Below are 26550 nucleotides of genomic sequence, written 5' to 3'. Positions count from 1 at the left end.
CGCAAGCAGACGCCAGATAGAGGATGACAGACAGTTTATCATTCCCGACTTCTTAACCTCACCACTCACCTACAATACCCGCCGGATGAGGCGCAGGGTGTGGGAGTATTTTTGCCGGTCGCGGCGGAAAATGCCGTTGTGGTCCAGAGGGTCGATGCGAACCTCGCCGCTGGCGTGCAGGATGCGCTGGTCTTCCAGCACCATGCCCACGTGAATGATGCGCCCCTCGGCGTTATCGAAAAAGGCCAGGTCGCCGGGGCGGGCCTGGGTTACGAAATGCACCGTGTGGCCCAACTCTACCTGCTGGCGCGCATCGCGCGGGAGCTGCACGCCCACCAGCCCGTAGAGCTGCTGCATCAGTCCCGAGCAATCGATACCAAACAGGCTTTTGCCGCCCCACACGTAGGGCGCTTTCAGGTGCAGCTGCCCTACCTTCAGGAGCAGGGCGAGGCGCTTGTCTAGGTCGCCGTGGGGGCCGTGGCCGTTTTGAGGGTTGGTGGCGGCGCCGTTATAGAAGAGCTGCTGCTCGCCCAGGCGCAGCGTCATGCCATCAAAAAAGGGTAGGCGCGAGCCAATGATGACGGGCACGCGGGTAGTGGCGTCGCTCACCATCTGCACCAAGTCCAAGCTGCGGGGGTGGTCTTGGGCTTTCCAGGCGGCCAGATAGTCAGCCGAAACGGGCGTGTGCTGTTTGCCGTCCATCCAGCCTACGTAGTCGTCGGCGGTGATGCGGATTTGCTGCCAGGCGCCCTGCACCAGCACGACGGAGTAGCACTCGCCAAAAACCAGTTCCGTTACCAGCTCCGCTTTGTCGCTGGGCTCGGCTCGCACCGGCATAGTGCTCAGCGCACAGATTCCGTGTTCCAAAAGGGTGAAATTGTGAAAGATGAAGGTGTGAAGTTAGAAAGGTGCGCTGATGAAAACGATTTTCACAACTTCACCTTTCACAATTTCACTATTAATATTCCCTTGCCCGCGCCATTTCGCGCTTCTGGTCTTTGGCTTTCAGGTCTTCGCGCTTGTCGTAGAGCTTTTTGCCCTTGGCCAGGGCTATTTCCAGCTTGGCAAAGCCTCGGTCATTCACAAACATTCGGATGGGAATGATGGTGAGGCCCTGCTCCTGCGCTTTGCCGGCTAGCTGGCGCAGCTCTTTCTTGTTGAGTAGCAGCTTCCGCTCGCGGGTGGGCTCGTGGTTGTTGTAGGTGCCTTCGGTATACTGGGCAATGCGCAGGTTGTGCACCCACAGGCTGCCGTCGCCGTGGAAGGTGCAAAAGCCATCCTGCAAGTTCACGTTGCCCTCGCGGATGCTTTTTATTTCGGTGCCTTGCAGCATCATACCCGCGTCGTACTTCACCAGGAATGCGTATTCGTGACTGGCGCGGCGGTTCAAGATATTGATGCGCTTGGGTTTCTCTTCTTTCTTCATCGCAGATTTTGCAGATTCTCAGGATTTCGCGGCGGGCTGCTGGGGCCTTCGCGGGGTGGGTAGGGCAGGGATACGGGGACTACCTACAACGGCAGAGCGGCGGCGGCGTTGCGTAAACAGACTACGCAGCAAAAGCGCCATTTCTCAGCACGTCGTTCCTACCCTGCTCACAGTTTCAAGCGTGGGTCGGGGCTGATGAGCTGGTTGCTGAACTGGCCGGCCTGGTACTGAAAGTGGCCGGTCATGGCCACCATGGCGGCGTTGTCGGTACAGAACTCGAAGTCGGGAATGAACACCTGCCAGCCTTCCTCGGCGGCCAACTCCTGCAAAGCCGTGCGCAGACCGGAATTGGCGGCTACCCCACCGGCCAGGGCTATCTGCCGAAGCTGCTGGTCGTGGGCGGCGCGGCGCAGCTGGCGTAGCAAAGTTTGGATAATGGTATATTGAATGCTGGCGCAGAGGTCGGCCAGGTTCTCCTGCACGAACTCCGCGTTTTGCTGAGTTTGCTGGCGCAAAAAGTACAGCACCGAAGTTTTCAGGCCACTGAACGAAAAATCGTAGCCCGGCATGGCGCCTACCGGAAACGCAAAGCGGGTAGGGTTTCCCTGGCGGGCCAGCTTGTCGAGGTGGGGGCCGCCGGGGTAGGGCAAGCCCAGCAGCTTGGCGGTTTTGTCGAAGGCCTCGCCAGCCGCGTCGTCGATGGTCTGGCCGATGATTTCCATTTCCATGGGGCTGCGCACTACCACCAGCTGGGTGTGGCCGCCGCTCACGGTGAGGCACAAAAATGGAAACCCGGGCTTCGGATCCCGGATGAAATGCGCCAGAATGTGCGCCCGCATGTGGTTGACGGCCAGCAGCGGTTTGTCCAGAGCCAGGGCAAACGTTTTGGCAAACATACTGCCTACCAGCAACGAGCCCAGCAGGCCCGGCCCCTGCGTAAACGCCACCGCGTCGAGGTCGGTTTTCGCTACCTTTGCGCGGCGCAGCGCCTCCTGCACCACCGGAATCAGGTGTTGTTGGTGGGCACGCGAGGCTAGCTCGGGCACTACCCCGCCGTACTGCTCGTGCACTTGCTGGGTAGCCACCACGTTGGACAGGATTTCGCCGTTGGCCATGACGGCCGCCGAGGTATCATCGCACGACGACTCAATGGCCAGAATAAGAGGAGAATGCATCATAATAAAACCCAAAAATCTGCGCTACTGACGTATTCTTTTCACGAGCGGTGCTCGTCGCAGACTGCAAAGGTCGCGGAAAACGTTAAACCCCCACGTGCGGCACTAGTCAAACTTTTACCTGAACAATTCGTGTAGGGCTTGGGTGCCCGCTTGGGTAGGCTGCTGATCTTTTACTCCTCCGCGTTAAAATCCGCATCTTCGTTTCTTCATTCCGCGTTTTTCACTTTACTCTGTGCCTCGTTTTCTCTCCGTCATCCTCAAAGCACTGCTCGGCCTGGTTGGGCTGGTGCTGTTGTTGGTGATTGGGTTGCTGATTGCGCTGCGCATCCCGACGGTGCAAACGCGGCTAGTGCAGCGCGCCGCTACGGTGCTGACGGAGAAGCTAGGCCAACCTGTGCGCATCGACCGGGTAGACATCCGGCCGTTTTCGCGGGTGTTGCTGGAAGGCGTGCAGGTGCTCGACCGGCGCGGCAACGAACTGTTCAATATTGGCCGGGCTGATGCCGACATCAGCCTGTTTTCGGTGTTTGACCCGAGCCATTTGCACGTGGGTAAGCTCACGCTGGAGGAGCCGCGCTTCGCCCTGATTACCTACGCCAACGAGCCCGACTCCACCAACCTGTCGCAGTTTTTGAGCGCAGTGCAGCGGCTGGTTGGTCCCAGCGACACCACCAAAGTCAGCAAGCCGTTCGACTTTCAGATAGAAAGCATCGGCCTGCGCAACGGCCGCTTTATCCTGGACCGTCGCGACGAGCCCCGCGCCCCTACCTACGGCCAGGCCGTGGACTACGCCCACATGCGCGCCGACAGCATCTACGCCGATTTCAGCAACATTCGGCTGGTAGGCGACACCGTGGCGGCGCGCATTCAGGGGCTGCGCACCATTGAGAGTAACTCCAATACCCGCGTGCGGGAGTTGTCGGCGGCTATGGTGTATGCGCCCAAGTTCTGGGAATTTGCCGATTTGATGCTGCGCGTGGAGAACAGCCGCATCAGCAACTACCTGCGCTTCGACTACAATCGGTTCCTGAACTTTGCCGATTTCAACGACTCGGTGCAGGTAACGGCGCGCCTGCAACCCTCGCGCCTGTACTCCGACGACATTGCCAAGTTTGCCCCGCAGATAGAAGACTTGAACGAAACCGTGCTTATCTCGGGCCAGGCCAAGGGCTACGTGCGGCGTTTCAACACCAAGAACCTCGATGTTCGGTACGGCCGCAACACGCACGTGGTCGGCGACATCAGCGTGGATGGCCTACCCAACTTTACGGAGAGCTTCATTGAGGCTCGCCTGCGCAACTCGGTGGTAGACGGGCGCGACCTGCGGCGCTACATTCCGCCCAGCGGGCGCGGCTACGTAGACCGCCTGGGCGCGGTGAAGCTGAACGGGCACTTCCTGGGCTACTACAACGACTTTGTGGCCAATGGCTCGTTTGATACGCCGCTGGGCAAGGTGGTGTCCGACGTGAACCTGAAGTTCAAGACCGACCCGCGCTACTCCAGCTACGAGGGTCAGATCAAGACCACCGACTTTCAGCTGGGTCGCCTATTGGGCGACCAAAGCGTGATTCGGGACGTGACCATGAATGGGCGCGTGCAGGGCGTGGGCTTCACCAAGGAGGCGGCGCGGGTGCAGGCCAATGCCACCGTGCAACGCATCTGGCTGAATGGCTACCGCTACCACAACATTGCCATCAACGGCAACTTCCGGCAGCAGGCGTTTCAGGGTAAGGTGTCGGTGAATGACCCCAACGTGAAACTAGCAGCCAACGGCACCGTGAACCTACGCACCGGCGCCGAGGCCTTCGATCTGCGCGCCGACGTGGACCGCGCCAACCTGCGCGCCCTCGGCCTCACCAACCAAAACATGACGCTGGCCACCACGGCCGACGTGCAGTTCCAGGGCCTGCGCCTCGACGAGTTGGAGGGTAGGGTGCTACTGCGCAACTCCCGCCTCGGCTACCAAGGCAACACCGTGCCCATCGACACCTTCGATATAGTGAGTACCCGTCAGGACGGCCAGCGTCTCACTACCCTGCGCTCGGAGGTGCTGGACCTGCGCGCTAAGGGCAACTTCGAGTACACCCGCGTGATTGATGACGTGCAGCGCCTAATAGAAGAATATCGCCTCAACTTCGAAAGCAACGACGCGGCTATTGCCAACTATTACCGCCGCAAGCGCCTGCGCCCTACCCCCGAGTATCAGATTGATTTGGACCTGTACATCAAGCAGGCCAACCCCGTGCTGCAATTGTTCGTGCCTCAACTCACCGTGTCGGACTACTCGCGGGTAGATGGGTCGTTCCGCAACGGCAATACGTCGATTTTCACGTTGGGTGGGCATTTTGACGAGATTCGCTACGACTCGGTGCGGGTGCAGGATACCGATTTCAGCCTGACCACTTCCAAGCTGCCTAACCAGCCCGAGGTACTAGCCCAGGCCAGCATCACCTCGGCGCGGCAGTTTTTACCGGGGCTGGGCGCTACGGAGAACTTTTACGTTGAGGGCGTGTGGGATCAGGAGAAAATCAACTTCTCAACGGCCCTGGCGCAAACCAACACCACCAACCGCGCCCAGATCAACGGGTCGTTGGGTTTCCTACCCGATGCCGTGCAGCTTACGTTTCGGCAGTCGGGCGTGAACCTGCTGGACAAGCAGTGGACCATTGCGGCCAATAACTCGGTGGTGATTTCCAACGGCGGCAAGGAAATCGACATCCAGAATTTCATCATTTCCAACGGCGCGCAGAGCATCAGCGCCCAGGGCGCCATTTCGCGCGACCCCGCCAAGGAGCTGGCCCTGAACGTACAGAACTTTGAGCTACAAACGCTGGGCGACTTCACCGATAACCGCCTCAAAGGCCGCGTGAATGCCCAGGGCACGGTGAGCAACGTGTTTGGTCAGTTGGCCCTCAACACCGATTTGAAGGTGGATTCTTTGCGCCTCGACGACGTGCTGCTGGGCAATGTAGAAGGCAAGGGCACCTGGGATGCCCCCAACGCCCGCATGGCCGTGAACCTAGACATGGAGCGCGAAAACCGCCGCGTGGTGAACGTGACCGGCACCTTCACGCCGCAGGACGTACCTAACCAGCTCAACCTGGTAGGTGTGCTCGATGAGGCTCCCGTAAAGCTGGCCGAGCCGATTTTGAATACGTTGTTCAAGGATTTGGGCGGCACGGCGGTGGGTCGGCTTCAGGTCACGGGGAAGCTGGCCGCGCCCCACCTGGTAGGGTCGCTGGATGTGGCCAACGGTAAGCTCACATTCATCTACCTGGGCACTACCTACACGTTCTCTGACCGCATCACCTTCACCGACGACCGGATTGCGCTGAATAACATTCGGCTTTCGGATCCGCTTGGCAACTCGGGCACCATAGACGGCAACATCTACCACAACGGCTTCCAGGATATGCGGCTGGATTTGCGGGCCAATTTCCGCAAGCTGCAAGCCCTGAACACCACGCGCCGCGACAACGACCTATACTTCGGGACGGCCTACGCCACCGGTACAGCCCGCGTATCGGGCCCTACCGATGATTTGCTGGTGAATGTATCGGCTCGGAGCGAGGCGGGCACCCGGCTTTCCTTACCCTTCGATAATGCAGCCAAGGCCCAGCAGGCCAATTACATTCGATTTGTCAACCACAATATTCGGGATACCACTACTGTCCAGATAGCCACCGACACGGCCAAGCTAGACCTTTCGGGGCTGCGCCTGAACATGAACCTGGACGTGACGCCCGACGCCTACGTGGAGATTTTGCTGGACGAAAGCACCGGCGATATCATCCGCGGCACGGCCAGCGGGCAGTTGCGCCTGAACATCGACACCCGTGGCGACTTCAATATGTATGGGCAGATTGAGATTGTGCGCGGCGCCTACAACTTCACCCTGCAAGGCCTTGTAAACAAGGAGTTTGTTATACGGCCGGGCGGCACCATTGCCTGGAACGGTGACCCGCTGCAAGGCCAGATGAACCTGACGGCCGCCTACACCCAACGCACCTCGGTGGCGCCGCTGCTGGGTAGCAACACTTCGGTGGTGCCCGTAACGGCGGTGATGAACCTGAGCGGCCCCCTGCTCCTACCCCAGATCAACCTGAACCTGGAGTTCAACGATATTCCGTCGTCGTTGGAAGGCGATTTGGCGCCGTTCCTATCGGCGCTGCGCAACGACGAGCAGGAGCTAAACCGGCAGGTGTTCAGTTTGATTGTGTTCCGCCAGCTCACGTCGCCGGGTACGCTGTCGTCGGTATCGTTTCGGGGGTCGGATAATGCGTTTGGCAACAGCGTGGGGCAGGTGCTGAGCACCCAGCTCAGCGTACTCACGTCGCAGATCGACCCCAACCTGGAAATCAGCTTCAACCTGAACGGCCTGAGCGCTGAGCAGTTGCAGGCCTTGCAGGTGCGCCTGAGCTACTCCTTTCTGAACGGCCGTTTGCGCATCACACGCGAGGGGGGCTTCACGAACAACTACAACGCGGCCAACACTGCGCCTGGCAGCACGGTACCAGTACAAACCTCCTTTCTCGGCGACCTGAGCTTGGAGTACTACTTGCGCCCCGATGGCAAGTTCCGGGCCCGCTTGCGCTACGAAACCACCCCGCGCGACTTCTCCGCCCTTGCTGCTGGCTCATCCAATGCCAACCTGCAAAACCAGCAGCGCGCCGGCCTGAGCTTGCTGCACACCGAGCAGTTCAACTCGTTCCGGGAGCTATTTGCCCGCAAGCGCGTCCGCCGCCGCGACGCCGCCCGTAAAGAGTTGAACATCGACGACGACCCACGCACCACGATTAAATAGCTGTTAGCTGTTAGCTGTTAGCTGTTAGCTACATGAACGAAAGCTATAAGCGAACAGCCATCAGCTAACAGCTTAGAATACAAGCTTATAGCCAATGCCGCGCACGTTTAGGATTTGTACCTGCGGATCGGCGCGGAGGTAGCGGCGCAGGCGGGTGATGAACACGTCGAGGCTGCGGCCGTTGAAAAAATGGTCCTGCCCCCAGAGGTCAAGCAGCACCGTGGAGCGTTCCAGTACGTGGTTGCGGTGGTCGTAGAGGCGCCGGAGCAGCTCCGATTCGCGGTGCGTTAGCTCGATTTCGGTATCGGCCAGCCGCAGCTTTTGCTGGGTAGGCGCGAATACGTAGCGGCCTATTTGCAAGGGCTCCTGGGGCGTGGTACTCGGGGTAGGCACCGCCCGCTGCAACAGCGCCCGGATGCGTACCACCAGCTCGTCCATGCTGAAGGGTTTGCGCAGGTAGTCGTTACCGCCCAGCTCGAAGCCGCGTACCACGTCGGCTGGTTGGGAGCGGGCGGTAAGGAAAATGATGGGCACCGTTGTGTTTTCGCGCCGCAGCTGCTCAGCCAGCGAGAAGCCATCTAGGCGTGGCAGCATTACATCAGCCACTACGATATCGGGTGTGGTTTGACGAAACAGACGCAAGCCTTCCTCTCCATCGGCGGCGTGTTCTACCGCAAACCCGCGCACCTCCAAGCTGTCCTTGACAATCAAGGCTAGCGAGGCTTCGTCTTCGATGAGAAGAATTTTTTGGCTGTTAGCTGATGGCTGATAGCTGGTAGCTGGTTCAGAATTCATTCGCCAACGGTTAACAGGTTGTAATTCATCTCAAAAGCGAACAGCTAATGGCCATCAGCTAACAGCTTAAAAAGAAGGCAGCCACAACGAAAACGTGCTGCCCCTACCCTGCTCGCTTTGCAGGTGTAGGCGGCCGCCGTGCCGCTCTACCACCTGCCGCACGTAATACAGCCCCAGCCCAAACCCCTTGACTGGATGCAAGTTGCCAGTAGGCACCCGAAAGAATCGGTCGAACACGGCGGGCTGGTAGCTGGCCGGAATACCAATGCCGTCGTCGGCCACGGTGAGGCGCCAGCCGCTGGGCTCGGGTTGGCCTTGAATGCGGATGGTGACCTGCTCACGGGAGTACTTGATGGCGTTGTCGATGAGGTTGCTGATGACGTTGCGCAGGTGCAGCCGGTCGCAGTGCACGGCGGTGGCATCCACATCAACATCGAAACGCACGGGCTTGGCGCTGGTGAGCTGGTGCTGCTCTACCAGCTCAGCCACCAACTCGGCGGGTTGTACGGTTTCGGGCGTCAGCCGGAGCGGTTCGCGCTCGGCCACGGCCATGTGCAACACGTGCTCTACCAACCCCGACAGCCGCGCCAGTTCCTGCTGGGAAATAGCGAGGTAGGCTTCGGCCCGCTGCGGGTTCTGCAACGCCCCAAAATGCTGCAACGCCTCCACCGCCGCCGACACGGTGGCAATGGGCGTTTTCAGCTCGTGGGTCATGTTGTTGATGAAATCCTCCCGAATCTCCGACAGCTTTTTTTGCCTCAGAATGGTACTCAGCATCAACCCAAAGCATACGGTAGTGAGCACTAACAAGCCCATCGAACCCGCCAGCAAGCCGCCCATTTGCCGCAGCAGGTAGGGAACCGGCGGCCGGAAAGAAGCCCGCACGGCCACGCCCGGCAGATTGGGTAGGGCTACGGCGGGCGTTTGCACCGGGTAGCCCGCCAGCGCAGTTGTCAGCCGGGTACGCTGGTTGGTGGCCGTGGCTAGAGTATCGAACAGAAACGCGGTTTCGGCCTGGCGCTGGCGCAGCTCGGTTTGGTAGTCGGCAGCTAATTGGGTCAGGTTGAGGGTAGGCGTGCCGGTGTGGCGCAGCAGCAATTGCAGAAACGCCTGGGCCACGCTGTCGTCTTGCCGGCGGGCGGCCAAGGCGCCAGCCGGTCGTTGGCTGCCCGCTTGCCAGAGCTGTTGCAGCTGGCTACGGTCGGCTGCGTCCAGCTGCCGGATGGGTAGGGCCACATGACCGTAGCGGCTGCTGGTAGCGGCCGGTTGCAGCAACGTTTGCACGGCCGCCAGCTGCTGACGCTGTACTACCGCCAACAGCGCCTCGTGGGCCGTGCGGGCAAACTGTGCCGTGTTCAGCCGGTAGGTGGTGTAGAGCCAGTAGGCCTGGAACCCATTGATACACAGCATACATAGGCTGATCAGCCAGAAGATAACACGTAGGCGACTTTTCATGGGCGGCACGGCTGAAGGGCGAGTATCTGCAAGTACGGCCGGAGGGGGTAGGGAATCAAGCCGTTAACATTCTTTAACACAAAATAACAGTCGTTTACGTGCGCTTGCAGGTCCTTTGGGTAGTCAAAAACCACTTGTCATCCTGAGCAGCGCGAAGGACCTTCTCACGGTAGAACGGGTCGTTGGTGCGCCTGTCGTGCAGCTGTGAGAAGGTCCTTCGCAAGCGGACGCCAGATGAAGGATGACAGATGATTTTGACTGACAACTATCCATCTGACAACTGTTAGACATGTCTTCCTATTCCCGCTTAAACAACCTAGCCGGCTGGGTGGTGTTTGGCCTCTCGCTGCTGGTGTACCTGCTCACCTTGGAGCCCACGGCCTCGTTCTGGGACTGCGGCGAGTTCATCGCCTGCTCCTACAAGCTGCTCGTGCCCCACCCCCCCGGCGCCCCTACCTTCCTGCTGCTGGGCCGCCTCGTCTCGCTGCTCAGCTTCGGCGACGTCACGAAAGTCGCGTTGCTCGTCAACGGCCTCTCGGCTTTGAGCAGCGCCTTCACCATCCTGTTCTTGTTCTGGTCCATCACGCTGCTGGCCAAAAAGCTCGTGCTGCGCCGCCCCGGCCTGCACGACGACCGCAGCCTGGAGCCTACCCTGGGCCAGACGCTGCTCATCCTGGGCGCCGGGGCCGTGGGCGCCCTCTCGTTTGCCTTCTCCGACTCGTTCTGGTTCAACGCCGAGGAAGCCGAGGTCTACGCTATGTCGGCGCTGGGCACGGCCACGGTGGTGTGGCTGATGCTCAAGTGGGAAAACCGCGCCGACGAGGTCGATAGTGACAAGTGGCTGGTGCTGCTGGCCTATGTCATCGGCCTGAGCATCGGCGTGCACCTGCTGAACCTGCTAGCCATCCCCGCCCTGGGCTTTCTCTACTACTTCCGCCGCCAGCCAACCCCCACCTGGGCTGGGGGTATTGCCACGCTGGTTATCAGCTTTGTGCTGGTGGGCGCCATTCTGGTGGGCATCATTCCGGGCCTGCCCACGCTGGCGGGCAACTTCGAGGTATTCTTCATCAACACCCTGGGGCTACCCTTCAACTCGGGCATCGTGCTGTTTATGCTGCTGCTGGTGCGGCTGATCTGGGCAGGCTTTCGCCAGAGCTTCGTGCGCCGCAGTCAGCTGCTGAACACGTTCATGCTCTGCTTCGTGTTCATTCTGATCGGCTACAGCTCCTACCTGATCGTGCCGATCCGCAGCTCCTACCACCCCACCATCAACGAAAACGACCCCGAGGATGTGCTCTCCTTCGTAAGCTACCTCAAGCGCGAGCAATACGGCTCTCGGCCGCTGTTCTATGGCCCCCACGTATTTGCGCAGCCGATTGACCAAATAGATGCTGGACCGCGCTATGTGCGTCAGGGCGATAAGTACGTGGTGGCCGAGCAGAAGCAGGAGTTGGTGTACCGCGCCGAGGACAAGATGCTCCTACCCCGCATTTATGCTGATGCCAGCACTGCCCAGCGCGTGCCTTATTATCAAAATTGGGTGGACATCCGCGAAGGCGTGAAGCCGACGATGGGCCAAAACTTGTCGTTTCTGTTCCGCTACCAGATGGGGCACATGTTCTGGCGCTACTTTCTGTGGAACTACGCCGGCCGTGAATCCGACGTGCAGCAGGCCGGCACGCTCTGGCCCACCGAAACCCGCCAGGGCCTGCCCGAGCGCGTGGCCGAGAGCAAGGCGCGCAACCAGTTCTTCGCCATTCCGCTCATCTTAGGGTTGCTGGGCCTGTTCTACCAGGCCCGCCGCGACTCGAAGAACGCCTTGATTGTGGGCCTGCTGTTCGTCTTCACGGGCCTGGCTATCGTGGTCTACCTGAACCAGCCGCCCATTGAGCCCCGCGAGCGGGACTACACCTTCACGGGTGCGACCTACGCCTTTGCCATCTGGATCGGGCTGGGCGTGCTCGCGCTGGCTGACCTGCTGGGCAAAGTCGTCAAAGCCGATACGGCCCGCGCCGGCGTGGTGACGCTGCTGGGGCTGCTGGCGCCGGGCCTGCTCGTGGCCCAGGGCTGGGACGACCACGACCGTTCGGGCCGCTACAACTCCGTGGACTCAGCCCGGAACCTGTTGAACTCATGCGCGCCGAACGCCATCTTGTTCACCAACGGCGACAACGACACCTTCCCGCTGTGGTATGCCCAAGAGGTAGAGGGCTTCCGTACCGATGTGCGCATAGCGGTGCTACCCTATATGAACACCGATTGGCACATTGACCAGATGAGGCAGCGTAGCTATCAATCGGCGCCGGTAGCCTTTTCGCTGGATAGCTCGCGCTACGCCCAGGGTACCAACGACTACTTGCCGTACGCCGAGAACCCAAGTGTAGGGGAAGTCAACTTGAAGGACTTTCTGCGCTTGGTGCAGAAAGACAGCGACTTGCTGAAGGTTAGCTACGGCGAGGGCGGGCCTACCCTACTGTCCTTCCCCTCGCCTACTTTCTACCTACCCGTAGACACGGCAGCCGTGCTGCAAAGTGGCATTGTCCCGAAGGAGCGACGTGGCCACTTGGTCAGTAAAATGACGTTCAACGTAAGCAAACGGGCGTTGGAGAAAAAGAGCCTGGCTATTCTGGACATTCTTGCCACCAACAACTGGAAGCGGCCCGTCTACTTCGCTACCAGCGTGGCCCTGTCGCAGGACCACCTAGGGCTGGAGCCGTATTTCCAGCTGGAAGGGCTGGCGTGGCGTGTGCTCCCGCTGCGCAACCCCGATTACAACCCGCGCGGCAACGACGATGGCTACGTGGCAAAAGAGATTCTGTACCACAATCTGATGCAGCGCTTCGCCTACCGCGGCCTCAACAACCCCAGCATTTATTATGATGAAACCAACCTAATGTTTCCGGCCAGCTACCGCGATAAATTCGTGCGCCTCGCCAACGCCTACCTCGCCGCCGGCGATACGGCCACCGCCAAGCAGGTAGCCGACAAGTGCCTGACGGTGCTCCCCGATGCGGCCATCCTCTACGATTACTACTCGCCGGCGCTGGTGCCCGCATTGGTGGCCGGAGGCGAAGTCAAGCGCGCCCAGCAACTAATGGATGTGCTCCTAGACCGCACGCAACGGGCGCTGGCTTACTACACCAGCCACCCCAACCCATTGATGGAACGAGAGTTGAACCAGCACATGGGTACGGCGCAGCAGCTCTACCTGGCCGCGCAACGGGTAGGCGACGCCCAGAGAGCCGAGCGTGCTTATCAATTGCTAGCGCCCTACCTGCGGTGAGGTGGTGAGTGAAATACGGCCATCATATTTCGGCTCCGCTCAACATGACAGCCCTGCCTTACCCTATCCTACTCAAGACCCTAACTAACACCTCAAAAAGCAACACTTCAAAAACTTCACGTTACTTTTGCCGGTATGGCCCAGGCGCGCTCTATTCGCAAAAAGACTCTCGGTAGTTATCCGCATACCATGGTGGTGTTCAGCATTACGCTGGCGCTGCTGGTGGTAGGGCTGTTTGGCACCTTGCTGATTTCGGGCTACAAAATCTCCAACCTCGTGAAGGAGAGCATCGAGATGCAGGTGTACTTGGAGCGCGGCCTACCCGAAACCCAGCTTCTGCGCTTGCAGCAGGACTTTGCCAGTAAGCCCTACATTGCTTACAAAGGCAGCCAGCCGCAGGTGCGGTTTCTTTCCAAGGAAGAAGGCGCCAAGGAGTTGATTGACCAGACCGGCGAAGATTTTCAGCAATTCTTGGGCGACAACCCCTTGCGTGATGCCTACATTCTCCGCATCAACGCCGAGTACGCCGACTCGGTGCAGCTAGGGCGCATTGTACAGGAGCTGAAGAAGCAGGATGGCGTGTTTGAGGTGCAATACGTGCAGAGCCTCATCGACTCCATCAACCAAAACCTGCGCCGCTTCACGTTGGTGCTGTTAGGCTTCGCGGTGGTGCTCACGGTGGTAGTGGTTATTCTCATCAATAACACCATTAAGCTGGCGCTGTTTTCGCAGCGCTTTCTTATTCGGAGTATGCAGCTGGTAGGAGCTACCCCAGCTTTTATTCAGTGGCCGTTTCTAAGGCGTGCTACCTGGCAGGGCGTAGCCAGCGGCGTACTGAGCGGGCTGCTGCTGTGGGGCCTGCTGCAATACGCGGCCCTCAACGTACCCGAAATTCAACTGTTTCTAGATCAACGCTTACTTCTCGTTTTGTTTGTGGTGATGGTAGCGCTGGGAGCCGGTATAGGCTTTTTCAGCTCCTACCGCGCCGTTAAAAAATACTTGCGCTTGTCGCTGGATGATTTGTACTAAACAGGGTTTAGGATCTTGGTTTTTTGTTCATCGATTATACATCAGAACAACCGTATCTCTGAGACTCTAAGCCCCCAAGACCCCTACCCTCATGAACCAACGCTTTGCTTTTGGTCCTCGCAACTACCGCCTGATGTTTGTCGGGCTGGCGGTGCTGGCGGCCGGTTTCATCACCATGACTCTCGACTCGACCGATTACGGCGAAGGGTTCCTGGGTATCACGCTTGGCCCGATTCTGCTGGTCGTTGGGTTTTTGATTGAGTTTTGGGCCATTATGGCCAAACCCGGTGGGCCGGTAGAAATCCCCAAGTCTACCCAAGACACCATGCCTACCCCCCTGGCTACACCACCCACCACGCCTGTAGCTCCACCCACTCCCGCGCCGCGCCCTACCTACAACAAGCCACGCTCGTAAAAGCACCGGCATATTTATAACCCTCTGCTAGTCAGAACCAAGCTAATAGCTAACCGCTATCGGCTATCAGCTTACGCACAATGACGTATTGGCAAGCCATCCTCCTCGCAATTGTGGAGGGACTCACCGAGTTTCTGCCCGTGTCCAGCACCGGGCATATGATTATCACTTCGGCCTTATTAGGCATCACGGCTACCCCGTTCACGAAGCTCTATCTGGTCGTCATTCAGCTAGGCGCTATTCTATCGGTGCTGGTAGTGTACTGGCGCCGTTTTTTTCAGAGTGTTGATTTCTATTTGAAGCTACTGGTTGCTTTTCTGCCCATTGTGGTGGTTGGGTTACTGCTGAAAAAGCATATTGATGCGCTACTGGAATCGGTGACGGTAGTGGCGCTGATGTTGGTGGTAGGCGGCGTAGTGCTACTGTTCGTGGATAAGTGGTTTCCGCAAGAGCAGCAGGAACGCGGCGGCCACCCCGTGACTACCCCCAATTACCGTGAGGCCTTTATCATTGGCTTGTTTCAATGCATTGCCGTAGTGCCGGGCGTGAGCCGGTCGGCTGCTACCATTCTTGGTGGTCTGACCCAGAAGCTGACCCGCCGCGCCGCCGCCGAGTTTGCTTTCTTCCTGGCCATGCCCACCATGACCGCCGCCGCCGCCAAAGACCTTCTCGATTACTACCAGGAGGCGACTAAGCAGGGCATTACGTTGGGTGACTTGTTTTCCCACAATGAAATAATGCAGTTGCTGGTAGGCAACGTGGTAGCCTTTGTGGTGGCACTGCTGGCTATCCGGCTGTTCGTGAATTTTGTGGCCAAGTACGGCTTCCGCGCCTTTGGTGTCTACCGTATTATTGTAGGCGGTATTCTGCTCTTGCTGATTGGCCTGAAAATCAACCTGCAACTCGTATAAATATGGCAGCCAGAACCTTAGCTGAGTTTGATTTTGAAGCGGGCGAAGTTCTGCTCGTAGATAAGCCGCTGACCTGGAGTTCCTTTGACGTGGTGCGCAAGGTGAAGAACACCCTGCGCCCGCGCAAAATCGGGCACGCTGGCACGCTGGACCCATTGGCCACCGGCCTACTCATTCTGTGCACCGGCAAGCTCACCAAGCAAATCGACCAGATTCAGGCCCAGGAAAAGGAGTACACCGGCACTTTCCGCCTGGGCCAGACCACACCTAGCTTCGACTTGGAAACCCCCGTGGACTACGAGGCGCCCTACCAGCACCTCACCGAAGCCGACCTGCTGGCTGCCGCCCAGCAGTTTGTGGGCACAATTCAACAAACGCCGCCGCTGTTTTCGGCAGTGAAGGTGAACGGCGAGCGGGCCTACGAGGTAGCCCGCCGCGGCGGCGAGGCCGAAATCAAGAGCAAGGAAATCACCATCAAAGCTTTTGAGCTGACGCGCATAGAGCTGCCCGAGGTAGACTTTCGGGTGGTGTGTACCAAGGGCACCTACATCCGCAGCCTCGCCCGCGATTTTGGCGTGGCGCTGGGCTGTGGCGCCCACCTCACCAAGTTGGTTCGCACCCGTATAGGCGAGTACCGGCTGGAGGATGCCTTTACGATAGAAGCCATTCAGGCCCTGCGCCCGCCCCAACCCGAGGGTAGCACCCCGCGCCCCGAGCGCCCCCGCAAGCCCCGCCCCGAACGCCGCGCCGGCATCGAGTTCTACGAAAATAACGCAGGGAGTACCTCAGAGCAGCAGAAAGAAAATCATCTATCATCCTAAGCTCCGCTTGTGGATGATAGATGGACGAAAGACTTTCCAAATTCGTACAACCACCTCGATAGTTGTGGGCTCTCCCACCACCCATTCCTAGTTTTTAATTCTTAATTTTTAATTGAAAATGCACGTCGTTCGGGACCCGGCGCAGTTTCCTTACCTTGGCAATGCCGTGGTAACTAGCGGTACGTTCGATGGAGTGCACCTGGGCCACCAGAAAATTCTGCAACGGCTGCTGACGGTTGGCCGGCAGCACGGCGGCCCTACGGTGGTAATTACCTTCTGGCCGCACCCGCGCCTGGTGCTGGGGCCGCCCCCCTCCCACCCCGAGCTGCTGGAGCTGCGTCTGCTGAATACGCTGGCCGAACGCGAAGCCAAGCTGCGCGATTTTGGCATTGACTATCTCCTGATTGTCCCATTCACGAAGGAGTTTGCGAGCTGGACGTCAGAGGAATTCATCCAGAAAATCCTGCTCGATACGGTAGGCACGCAGCGGCTCGTGATTGGCTACGACCACCGCTTCGGCAAGAACCGCGAGGGCGGCTTCGACTACCTGCACCAGCACGCCGACCGTTACGGGATGCGCGTAGAAGAAATTCCGCGCGAGGACGTAGACGCCGTGGGCGTGAGCAGCACCCGCATCCGCCGCGCCCTGGAAAGCGGCGATGTGGCTACTGCCAACCGCTACCTGGGCTACGCCTACCCCTTCACCGGCACTGTGGTGAAGGGCCAGCAACTGGGCCGCACCATTGGCTACCCTACCGCCAACATTCGGTGCGCGGAGCCTTTGAAATTGGTACCTGCTCGTGGCGTGTACGCCGTACGCGCCACCACGGCCGCCGGCACCACTTACCCCGCCATGCTCAACATTGGCGTGCGCCCCACCGTGGGCGGGGACCTGGCTGAAACGGTAGAAGCTCACCTGCTCGATTTCGACGGTGACCTGTATGACCAGCCACTCACCGTGGAGTTTGTAGCCCGCCTGCGCGATGAGCAGAAATTCAATGGGTTGGATGCTTTGAAAGCACAGCTGGCGCTGGACGCGGAAGCCGCCCGGCAGCAGTTGGGGTAGAAAATACTTTCCGTTTATCGTCTGTCATCCCGTATCGAAACTTCTACGAAACTTTCGTAGTATAGCCTACCATATTATCTGGCTATGCGACGCATTGGTTTCTTGTTCCTGCTTTTCTTCTGCCTGGCCACAGCATCCAGCGCCCAGATAACCGTGCGCGGCGTAGCCCGCGATTCATTGACAAATGAGCCGCTGGGCTTTGCCAGCGTGTTCTTGGCTAACACCACCTATGGCGCTACTACCGATGCACAGGGCAGGTTTGAGTTGCGCGGCGTGGCATCGGGGCCGTATGAGCTGCTGGTTTCCTACCTGGGCTACCAGCTCTACCGCCGGGCTATCTTAGTGCAAGACAAGAATCTGAACGTCAATCTGCGGCTGCTACCTACTTCTCAGCAGCTGGCCGAAGTAGTGGTGCGCCCTCACAAAAATAATCCCGACGACTACCGCAAGTTCGAGGAGCTGTTCCTGGGTTCTACCACTTTCTCGCAGCAGTGCCGCATCCGCAACCCCGACGACGTGCTGGTAGACTACGACCCGCAGGCCAACGAACTGACCGCCACCAGTCGCGAATTTGTGTTGGTAGAGAACCGGGCGCTGGGTTACCGCGTGAAGTACTACGGCCTGCACTTCTCGGTTGATTTCAAGCGGCAGTTTGTCCAATTCTACGGCTCGCCGATATTCGAGGAAATGCGCGCCCGCAACACCCGCCAGCAGCGGCGCTGGGCCGAGAACCGCCAGCACGCCTACCACGGCTCGCAGATTCATTTCCTGCGCAGCGTGTATGAGAACCGGGTGGAAGACCAAGGCTTTCGGGTGCAGAAGCTGCGCATTGTGGACAACCCGCGCCGGGCCCGCGCCGACAGCCTTATGCAGCATTTGCTGGCTACCTTGCCACCCGGCCAATCTTTGGTACTACCCGACTCGTTGCAGCGCCAGCGTCAGGAGCCGCGCAGCTACGGCTACCTCTATACCCGCCCTCTACCCATCGACAGCCTGCGCCAGCTCGTGGCTGATACCTGCCAGTTGCGCTTCCACGACCTGCTGCAAATCACCTACCTCCCCGAAAAGCCCGACCCGCGCTACCGACCGGAAGTGCCCGGCCAACTGCAACCCGGCCCCGCCCCCTCCGAGGAAGTATCGACGCTGTACTTGCAAGTGCTCACCGTACAGATTTTCCCCAATGGCCGCTTGGCACACCCCTTGGCCATCTACAACGACGGCTACTGGGGCTTCGAGAAAATGGGCGAAATGCTACCCTATGACTATATTCCGCCGCGGCCGTAGCTTTTCTATTGCTGTGGTTTCGGAGCGTTACTTTACTCTATCTATACCTTATTACGGATGTTTTACGCACGTTTCGCAGGATTACTTTTATCCTTTCTATTAGTAGCCCAATGGGCATCGGCACAAAGCACGCTGAGCGGCCAAGTGCTTGATGCGCAGACGAGAAAGCCCCTGGAAATGGCCAACGTCTTTTTTGCCAATACCACCGTGGGCACTCCCACCGATGCACAGGGAAACTTTACGTTTCCGACCCTGAAACCGGGCTCTTACACGCTAGTGGTTTCCTACCTGGGCTACCAGCTCTACAAACAGACCATAACAGTAGCCGACGCCCCGCAAACCTTTATCATTCAGCTGGCACCTACCATCAATCAGTTGAGCGAAGTGGTGGTCCGCCCCCACCGCAACCGCCCCGCCGACTATGCCCGGTTTGCGCAACGTTTCCTGGGCAGTTCGTCTTTCTCGAAGCAGTGTAAAATCCGCAATCCGGATGGCGTAGTGGTAGAGTACGACGCCCAAAAAGATGTGCTTACAGCGTACACGCCCTACCAGCTCCAAGTCGACAATGAGGCCTTGGGCTACCGCGTGACGTTTTACGACCTCGATTTTCAGGTAAATTATGGGCAGCAAACCACTTACACCGACAGCCAGGTAAGCTTCCAGGACCTGACGCCCCGCAACGAGCGGCAGCGTCGGCGGTGGGCCGAAAACCGCCAGCGCGCTTACCAGGGTTCTTTCATGCACTTCCTGCGCAGCGTGTATCACGATGAAGTGGACGCGGCCGGCTTTCGGGTGCAGCGCTTGCGGCGCGAGGTGAATCAACGGCGCGCCTGGGCCGACACCTTTATGCTGACGCACAGCATATTAGGCGTCCGAAACCGTGGCTTGCCGATGGCCGTGGTGCACGCCCTACGCGAGCCGCCCATCACATCTGCCCTCAGCCCCGAGGAGTTGCCCATCGACAGCTTACGGCGACGGGCACCCCCACAAACGTGGCTGCGGTTCCAGGGTCTGATGGCCGTAACGTATGAAGGCGAAGAAAAAGACGCGATGTACCAGCGGCTTTTCCCCGGCCCCAAGACCGACAGCAAGACGCAGCGCTCCGTTGTGCGGCTGCGTACGCCGGAAGCGGAGGTGGCCGCCGCGGGTGTCGTACGCACTATTGGCGCGGTAGTCACGGAAGGCTACTGGGGCTTCGAGCGGGTAGGCGAGTTGCTGCCGCAGGACTACCAGCCCCCAGCGCTGGAGTTGCGTATGAAACGTTAACTTTCTGGCCCACCCACCTATCCACCCGTATGATTGATAAAGTAGTACCCGACGCCCAGGCGGCGTTGGCTGGCCTCACCGATGGCATGACCCTAATGCTGGGCGGCTTCGGCCTGTGTGGAATTCCCGAAAACGCCATTCAGGAAATTCTGCGCCTGGGTGTGCGGGAACTCACGTGCATCAGCAACAACGCCGGTGTCGATGACTTTGGCATTGGGCTGCTGTTGCAAACCAAGCAGGTGCGCAAGATGATTTCCAGCTATGTAGGCGAAAACGCTGAGTTTGAGCGTCAATTGTTGAGCGGTGAGCTGGAGGTGGAATTGCTACCGCAGGGCACGCTGGCCGAACGCGTACGGGCGGGCGGCGCGGGCATTCCGGCCTTCTATACGCCGGCTGGCTACGGCACGGAGGTAGGCGAAGGCAAGGAAAGCCGGGAGTTCAACGGCAAGATGTACCTGCTGGAAACCGCCCTGCACGCCGATTTTGCTTTGGTGAAAGCCTGGCGCGGCGACATGGCCGGTAACCTCATCTACAAAGGCACGGCCCGCAACTTCAACCCCATGATGGCTACGGCAGGCAAAATAACGGTGGCCGAGGTTGAGGAACTGGTGCCTGCCGGCGAGCTAGACCCCAACCACATCCATACGCCTGGCATCTTCGTGCAGCGCATTTTTGAAGGTAGGAACTACGAGAAGCGGATTGAGCAACGCACGGTGCGTAATTAATTTTTCGCGCAGAGTACGCGGAGTTTTGGGGCGTCTGTCTGGAGAAATTTATGCATGAGAATCACATTTCTGACCGCGTGATTGGGGCGGCTTTCAAGGTGCACACTGCTTTGGGGCCGGGGTTGCTGGAATCGGTGTATGAAGCTGTTTTGGCGTACGAGCTGCGGAAGGACGGCTTGCATGTGGAGACGCAAAAACCCATTCCCGTAATCTATGATGAGGTAAAGTTGGACTTAGGCTTTCGACTCGATTTACTGGTAGAAGACAAAGTAGTAGTGGAGTTAAAATCAATTGAAACGTTGCTGCCCGTGCATCACAAGCAGCTGTTAACCTACCTGAAGCTCGCCAATTATAAGCTTGGCCTACTCATGAATTTCAACACAGCGCTGCTCCGTTCCCAACTCTCACGCTTGGTAAACGGCTTATAAGACAGACGCCCCAAAACTCCGCGCGCTCTGCGCGAAAAAACTATGTTGAACAAGAATCAAATAGCCCAACGCATTGCCCAGGAGCTGCGCGACGGGTATTACGTTAACCTGGGTATTGGCATCCCTACCCTGGTGGCTAACTATATCCCAGCAGGCATAAACGTAGAGCTACAGTCCGAAAACGGGCTGTTGGGCATGGGGACGTTTCCGACGGAAGCCGAGGTGGACCCCGACCTCATCAACGCTGGCAAGCAAACCGTGACGACCCTACCCGGTTCCAGCTTATTCAGCTCGGCCGATTCGTTTGCCATGATACGCGGCGAGCACGTGGACCTGACGATTCTGGGCGCCATGGAGGTATCCGAAACCGGGGACATTGCCAACTGGAAGATTCCCGGTAAGATGGTGAAGGGCATGGGCGGCGCCATGGATCTGGTGGCCTCGGCCCGCAACATCATCGTGGCCATGCAGCACACCGCCCGCGACGGCAGCAGCAAGCTCCTACCCGCCTGCACCCTACCCCTCACGGGCGTGCGCTGCGTCAAGAAAATCGTGACGGAGTTGGCCGTGCTCGACATAACGCCCGACGGCTTCGTGTTGCGCGAGCGGGCGCCGGGCGTATCGGTAGCGCAGATACAGGCTGCCACGACCGGTCGCTTGGTAGTGCCGCAGGGCGAGGTGCCGGAAATGAGGTTGTGAGGAAGGTAGGCTATCAGCAGCCAGTCACAAGTGCTGATTGAATGGTGTAGAGACGCATACTTGCGTCTCGTCGTTGCTGATGTTGGCTGTTCAACGACGAGACGCAAGTATGCGTCTCTACACCATTCATATTCAATTCGGACGGCTTATTGCGCCTGCATAAGCTTGTGCCAGAGCTGGCGGCGGGTGGGGCCGTGGTTGGTGAGGATACGACGCACTGGTACCACGGCCGTGAGCGTTACCACCAGCGCCAGCGCTACCTGTGCCCACCACCACGGCATTAAGTACAGCACGGCGGCCAGCCCAATGCTCAGCAGATTCATGAGGGTAGAGGCGTTGTTGCGTATGGTGCTGAAATCGATGTTTTTACGGATCGGTTTCGCTTTGTAAAGACTTCCCCACAAGCCCAAGGCCAGCAGCGGCAGCGAGGCCAGCGGCAGCAGCGGTAGCTGTTTCCACTGGTCCCGCGGAAACAAGGCCAGCAGCACCCCAGCCGACAGCAAGCAATCAACAAACACCACTGGCAGCGCCAGCCGCAGGTAGCCAGTTAGCAAACGCGGCGTCAGGCCCAGGCGCTCCAGCTCGTTGGCCGTGGCTACCCAGCAGTAGCCTAGCAGGTTGTTGTTGACATAGGTGAAGCTGATGACCGGCAGAAACGAGAAATAAAACAGAGACTTCATAAAGCCTGCGTCGCCCTTGCGGAGCAAAATGCCAGTCGCCACCAGCATGATAAGCTTGAAGCTGACACCCATTAGCAACGCCGGCCAGGTTTTGCGCAAATACAATTTCCACTCCGGCGAGAGCCGATTTTGCCACCGACTATCGGTAGGCTCGGTCGTGCGCTCTACCATATAACGGGCGCTGAAACGGGGCGCTACCAGCCTGAGCGCCACTACCCACAGTAGCAGCGGCCCGGCTATGGCCAGCACCCGCAGCCAGTTGGTAGAGATAGGCAACTGCCACCCCAAGCCGTCGCCCAGCCAGAACACCGCCGCCAGCAGACACAGCAAATTCAGCCAAAACAAAGGGTGCCACCAGCGCCCCACCGACAGTAGCAGCCGCATATTGAAGCTTAGGGCGGCCGCGCTCAGCCACACCAGCAAGCTCAGGCCCAACGGTTGCCAAAAAGTTGGAGCCACAGCCACTACCACCAGCAAGAACAGTAGGCTCATTGCCCGCCGCACCGACACCAGATCGAGCACAAAGGCCGTCACCGCATTCAAGCGGGCCGACACGGGTAGCGGCTCGGGCAGCGGCCGCTCTACGGTGCGGTACGTGGGTAGGAAATCGGCCATCAATACCGTAGCAAAAAGCGTGGTGTTGATGGCAGCCAGCAGCTTAGGGAGCGCAACGCCCGGTATTGTATCAGCGTGATTGAGCAAATAGCCCAGTCCCAAGCTATACAAACCTACTGTGATACCGATTAAGAGTGTGGCTACCCGACGCTCGCCAGCGGGCCAGAACACCGCCAGCAGTTGCCGGCCCAGCAGGTAGGGTAGGAAGTGACCTAAACGGCCTGGTTGGTGAGCCATATGAGGTCGTGGGTGGAAACAGTGGGCTGGAGCAGTTGCAGCAGCGCATCGGAGAGGTAGGCATCGCGGTCTTGCGTGAACTCCTGCATCGTGCCCCAGAACTTCACCTCGGCCTCGTCGATGATGAGTAGGTGAGTTGCTACTTTTTCGATGTGCGCCAGATTGTGCGACGAAATAAACGTGAGGGCCTGTCTCCGGTAGGTGCCCAGCAGCGTCAGCACCCGCTCGGCCGAAAACACGTCGAGGCCGTTGAGGGGCTCATCCAGAATCAGTAGCTCGGGGCGGTGCAGCAAGCAGGCGGCCACGGCCACCTTCTGCTTCATGCCGGTCGAAAAAGAGCTAAGCCGCTTGGTGCGCACCTGCTCAAACTCTTCCAGCAAGTGCCCCAGCAGGCTTTCAATGCGGCTAGTGGCGTCAGGCAAATCGTACACCCGGGCCACGAAGCGCAGATACTCCACGGCCGTAAGCTGCTCCACCAGATGGCCTTGGTTGATGAGCGCCCCAATGCGCCGTTTCACGGCCACCGGAAACGTCTCGCCCAGCGGCTCTCCGTCCAGCACAATACTGCCCGACGAGGGTAGCAGCACGTTCACCAGTAAATTGAACAATGTACTCTTGCCGGCCCCATTGCGGCCCACAACGCCTACACAATACCCGGTTTCGGCACGCAAACTCAAGTCGCGCAGCACTGTTTTGGGCCCAAATGATTTGGTCAGATTCCGTAATTCTAATTCCATGAAGCTAGGTATAGACTCCTTCTATATCGATGAGGCAGTAAGTTACAGAACCGACGGATGAGTAGCGGGAATGACGCTGACAATTAGCAGATGCCTAGTCCTTAGCGCCCTAGGCGACAACTATCTGAGGTGCGCATTTTCGCTGGCAACGCAGCTTGTTACATTCGCTACCCGACGCACACGAAAAAGCCGGGGGCGGTTTCTTCAATTGAAGAAACCGCCCCCGGCTTTTTCGTGGCTTGCGGCCTACTTACTCTTTGTGCAGACTATCAGCCGATTCGGTTACGACGGTATTGGGCGACGTGTACTCGGTGGAGGGCACGGCCGCGGGCATGGTGGGCACAGAATCGCGCTGGGTGGAATCCTGCTGCACTATCACGGCCGCATCGGAGGTAGCAGCCGAATCGGAGGGCGTGGAGTTGCAGGCGCTTAGGCTGGCCGTGGCGGCCAGCAGCAGAAAAAAGGCAAGGCGGGGAGTCGACATTGGAAGTAGGGATTAGGGATATAAGGAGTATGCTTGTCGAAACGAATCTGGGGGGTAGGAGGTTATAGAATACTGTGCGCCGATACCCCGTGCGCGGTTGGTTTCTGACCCGCAACGTCCGTAGTTTAGTATCAACTGCGCCCGTTTCTACGTAGGCGTACCCAAACAGGCAGTATGCATGCTGCACTATATTTCTGCAAATCAACCTTCTATATATGCCCGCAACGAGTTCTAATACCAAAACCAGCGGCGGCCACGCCAAAAAGCAAACCCTACCCGGCATGCCCGCTGTACCCGAGCTACTAACGCCTACCGCTATTCCGGCCCACAAGCTGGTCCTGCGCACCCTGAAGCGCGGCGACTTTAAGGCCGTGAAGGAAATCATGGACAAGGTGTACTCCAACATGGAAGGCGCCTGGGCCCAGGATGAGTACAACAACCTGCTGAAGAAATTTCCGGAAGGCCAGATCTGTATTGAAGACAACGGCCAAGTGGTAGCCGCCGCGTTGGCTATCATTGTGGAATACAGCAAGTTCGGCGACAAACACACCTACGCCAAAATTACGGGCAACGGCAAGTTTGACACCCACGACGCCAACGGCGACACCCTCTACGGCGTGGACGTGTTTGTGGACCCCGAGTACCGCTCGCTCCGCCTGGGCCGCCGTCTCTACGACGCCCGCAAGGAGCTGTGCGAAAATCTGAACCTGCGCGCCATGGTGGCCGGCGGCCGGATTCCCGGCTACGCGGCCTACGCCAACGAAATGACCCCGGCCAAGTACGTGGAGATGGTGCGCAACAAGGAGCTCACCGACCCGATCCTCACCTTCCAACTGGCCAACGATTTCTATGTGCGCAAGCTTATCCGGGGCTACCTACCCTACGACTCCGAGTCGAAAGCCTATGCTACCCTACTGGAATGGATTAACGTGTACTACGACGAGGAAACCGACAAACTGATCGGTAACCAGAAGTCGAACGTGCGCATTGGCATTGTACAGTGGCAGATGCGGGCCACGCAAAACCTGGAAGATTTTTTCCAGCAGATGGAGTTCTTCGTGGACACCGTGTCGGGCTATAAGGCCGACTGTGTGCTGTTCCCAGAGTTCTTCAACGCCCCCATGATGGCCCTCACCAACGAGGAGTCGCCGTCGGTGGCTATCCGCTCGATGTCGGCCTACACCGAGCCCATCAAAACCAAGATGATGGAGTTGGCCGTGAGCTACAACATCAACGTCATTGCCGGCTCCATGCCGTTGTATGAAGACGGCAAGCTCTACAACGTCAGCTACTTGTGCCGGCGCGATGGCACCGTGGATGAGCAGTACAAACTGCACGTAACGCCCGACGAAGCCAGCTACTGGGGCATGCGCGGCGGCGACAAGCTGAAGTGCTTTGATACGGATTTCGGTAAAATTGGCATCCTGATTTGCTACGATGCGGAATTCCCCGAACTAGCCCGTATGCTGAGCGATGAAGGCATGAAAATCCTGTTTGTGCCTTTCTGGACGGACACTAAGAACGCCTACCAGCGTGTGCGCCTCTGCGCCCAGGCCCGCGCCATCGAAAACGAGTGCTACGTGGCTATTACCGGCTCAGTGGGTAACCTACCCCGCGTCGAGAACATGGACATCCAGTATTCGCAGAGCGCCGTGTTCAGCCCCTCCGACTTTGCTTTCCCGCACGATGCCATTGTAGCCGAAGCCACGCCTAACACCGAGATGACCCTGATTGCCGACCTGGACCTGGACCTACTGAAGGACCTCAACACCAGCGGCGCCGTGCGCAACCTCCGCGACCGACGCCGGGACCTCTACTCGGTGAGCTGGGTAGGCAAAAACGAGCGCGCCGACGAACTGCTGGAAATGGGCGCCGAGCGTGCGCCTAAAACCAGTCGCCGCAAAACCACGGCTGAGTAGGCATCGCCTACTTATAGCCTCAGCAAAACCGTTTTAGCGGATTATTCCGTATCTCTACTTGTGTGCACTATGCTAAACAGCCGCTTGGACTTTCCGAGCGGCTGTTTTTTTAGGGTAAGGTGTGAGGGCGCAAGTGAAAGTGTCTGTCATCCTGAGCGGAGCGAAGGACCTTATGCCCGTTGAACGAGTCGTTGGTACTCTTGTCGTGCTGCCGTGATAAGGTCCTTCGCTCCGCTCAGGATGACAGACACTTTCACTTGCGCCCTCACACCCTCACACCCTCCTACCCTAAC

21 protein-coding genes are annotated in these 26550 nt (G+C 58.6%); 13 read left to right on the top strand and 8 right to left on the bottom strand.

The window, feature by feature from the left end; all coding sequences use genetic code 11:
• Positions 1-69: 69 nt before the first annotated feature.
• The 3 genes from KYK14_RS11410 to tsaD all read right to left on the bottom strand — a co-directional run bounded on the left by KYK14_RS11410 (position 70) and on the right by tsaD (position 2601).
• Positions 70-867 (bottom strand): C40 family peptidase, encoded by a 798-nt coding sequence (locus tag KYK14_RS11410; protein ID WP_246601802.1) that lies wholly within the window; start codon positions 865-867, stop codon positions 70-72.
• Between the two features lie 91 nt (positions 868-958).
• Positions 959-1426 (bottom strand): SsrA-binding protein SmpB, encoded by a 468-nt coding sequence (gene smpB, locus KYK14_RS11405; RefSeq protein WP_185280981.1) that lies wholly within the window; start codon positions 1424-1426, stop codon positions 959-961.
• Positions 1427-1593: 167 nt separating this feature from the next.
• Positions 1594-2601 carry a tRNA (adenosine(37)-N6)-threonylcarbamoyltransferase complex transferase subunit TsaD gene (gene tsaD / locus KYK14_RS11400; protein WP_219158944.1) on the bottom strand — a complete coding sequence of 336 codons (1008 nt, stop codon included), beginning with the start codon at positions 2599-2601 and terminating at the stop codon, positions 1594-1596.
• A 235-nt stretch (positions 2602-2836) separates the two neighbouring features.
• Here tsaD and KYK14_RS22470 point away from each other — a divergent pair, with 235 nt between their 5' ends.
• The gene (locus tag KYK14_RS22470; RefSeq protein WP_219158928.1) at positions 2837-7408 is read left to right on the top strand and encodes a translocation/assembly module TamB domain-containing protein; all 4572 of its coding nucleotides are present in this window, start codon (positions 2837-2839) and stop codon (positions 7406-7408) included.
• A 72-nt stretch (positions 7409-7480) separates the two neighbouring features.
• Here KYK14_RS22470 and KYK14_RS11390 read toward each other — a convergent pair whose 3' ends face one another.
• Positions 7481-8203, bottom strand: coding sequence for a response regulator transcription factor (locus tag KYK14_RS11390; RefSeq protein ID WP_219158927.1), 723 nt, complete (start codon positions 8201-8203; stop codon positions 7481-7483).
• Between the two features lie 66 nt (positions 8204-8269).
• Complete coding sequence (locus KYK14_RS11385) at positions 8270-9658, bottom strand: sensor histidine kinase (RefSeq protein ID WP_219158926.1); 1389 nt, start codon at positions 9656-9658, stop codon at positions 8270-8272.
• 289 nt (positions 9659-9947) lie between these two features.
• On the opposite strand from KYK14_RS11385, the gene KYK14_RS11380 reads away from it, so the two are divergent.
• The 11 genes from KYK14_RS11380 to KYK14_RS11330 all read left to right on the top strand — a co-directional run bounded on the left by KYK14_RS11380 (position 9948) and on the right by KYK14_RS11330 (position 21585).
• Positions 9948-12941 (top strand): glycosyltransferase family 117 protein, encoded by a 2994-nt coding sequence (locus KYK14_RS11380; RefSeq protein ID WP_219158925.1) that lies wholly within the window; start codon positions 9948-9950, stop codon positions 12939-12941.
• Between the two features lie 135 nt (positions 12942-13076).
• Positions 13077-13970 (top strand): cell division protein FtsX, encoded by an 894-nt coding sequence (locus KYK14_RS11375; protein WP_185280985.1) that lies wholly within the window; start codon positions 13077-13079, stop codon positions 13968-13970.
• Positions 13971-14061: 91 nt separating this feature from the next.
• Positions 14062-14385, top strand: a complete 324-nt coding sequence (locus KYK14_RS22465) for a DUF3098 domain-containing protein (protein WP_219158924.1) — start codon at positions 14062-14064, stop codon at positions 14383-14385.
• A gap of 80 nt (positions 14386-14465) precedes the next feature.
• Entirely contained in the window at positions 14466-15296 is an 831-nt protein-coding gene (locus tag KYK14_RS11365) for an undecaprenyl-diphosphate phosphatase (RefSeq protein ID WP_219158923.1), read from the top strand.
• Positions 15297-15298: 2 nt separating this feature from the next.
• Positions 15299-16117, top strand: coding sequence for a tRNA pseudouridine(55) synthase TruB (gene truB / locus KYK14_RS11360; protein WP_219158922.1), 819 nt, complete (start codon positions 15299-15301; stop codon positions 16115-16117).
• Between the two features lie 118 nt (positions 16118-16235).
• A complete protein-coding gene (locus KYK14_RS11355) occupies positions 16236-17183 on the top strand; it encodes a bifunctional riboflavin kinase/FAD synthetase (RefSeq protein ID WP_185280989.1) in 948 nt (315 codons plus the stop codon).
• An 84-nt stretch (positions 17184-17267) separates the two neighbouring features.
• Complete coding sequence (locus tag KYK14_RS11350; RefSeq protein WP_219158921.1) at positions 17268-18467, top strand: carboxypeptidase-like regulatory domain-containing protein; 1200 nt, start codon at positions 17268-17270, stop codon at positions 18465-18467.
• A 57-nt stretch (positions 18468-18524) separates the two neighbouring features.
• Positions 18525-19733: a carboxypeptidase-like regulatory domain-containing protein gene (locus KYK14_RS11345; RefSeq protein WP_219158920.1), complete on the top strand. Its 1209-nt coding sequence runs from the start codon at positions 18525-18527 to the stop codon at positions 19731-19733.
• A gap of 29 nt (positions 19734-19762) precedes the next feature.
• Entirely contained in the window at positions 19763-20458 is a 696-nt protein-coding gene (locus KYK14_RS11340) for a CoA transferase subunit A (protein WP_219158919.1), read from the top strand.
• 50 nt (positions 20459-20508) lie between these two features.
• Entirely contained in the window at positions 20509-20886 is a 378-nt protein-coding gene (locus KYK14_RS11335; RefSeq protein WP_219158918.1) for a GxxExxY protein, read from the top strand.
• Between the two features lie 42 nt (positions 20887-20928).
• Positions 20929-21585, top strand: a complete 657-nt coding sequence (locus tag KYK14_RS11330; protein WP_219158917.1) for a CoA transferase subunit B — start codon at positions 20929-20931, stop codon at positions 21583-21585.
• Between the two features lie 146 nt (positions 21586-21731).
• On the opposite strand, the gene KYK14_RS11325 is transcribed toward KYK14_RS11330, so the two are convergent.
• From KYK14_RS11325 to KYK14_RS11315, 3 genes are all read right to left on the bottom strand, one after another.
• Positions 21732-23117 carry a hypothetical protein gene (locus KYK14_RS11325; protein WP_219158916.1) on the bottom strand — a complete coding sequence of 462 codons (1386 nt, stop codon included), beginning with the start codon at positions 23115-23117 and terminating at the stop codon, positions 21732-21734.
• Positions 23093-23854, bottom strand: a complete 762-nt coding sequence (locus KYK14_RS11320; protein WP_219158915.1) for an ABC transporter ATP-binding protein — start codon at positions 23852-23854, stop codon at positions 23093-23095. The genes KYK14_RS11325 and KYK14_RS11320 overlap by 25 nt, the downstream gene beginning before the upstream one ends.
• Before the next feature lie 250 nt (positions 23855-24104).
• The gene (locus KYK14_RS11315; protein WP_219158914.1) at positions 24105-24338 is read right to left on the bottom strand and encodes a hypothetical protein; all 234 of its coding nucleotides are present in this window, start codon (positions 24336-24338) and stop codon (positions 24105-24107) included.
• Between the two features lie 281 nt (positions 24339-24619).
• Here KYK14_RS11315 and KYK14_RS11310 point away from each other — a divergent pair, with 281 nt between their 5' ends.
• Complete coding sequence (locus tag KYK14_RS11310) at positions 24620-26257, top strand: bifunctional GNAT family N-acetyltransferase/carbon-nitrogen hydrolase family protein (protein ID WP_219158942.1); 1638 nt, start codon at positions 24620-24622, stop codon at positions 26255-26257.
• Positions 26258-26550 lie beyond the last annotated feature (293 nt).

The sequence above is a fragment of the Hymenobacter profundi genome, assembly GCF_019334315.1.
Lineage (GTDB): Bacteria > Bacteroidota > Bacteroidia > Cytophagales > Hymenobacteraceae > Hymenobacter > Hymenobacter profundi.
The sequence above is the reverse complement of the archived record's forward strand: the minus strand, read 5'-3'. Positions and strand labels throughout refer to the sequence as shown.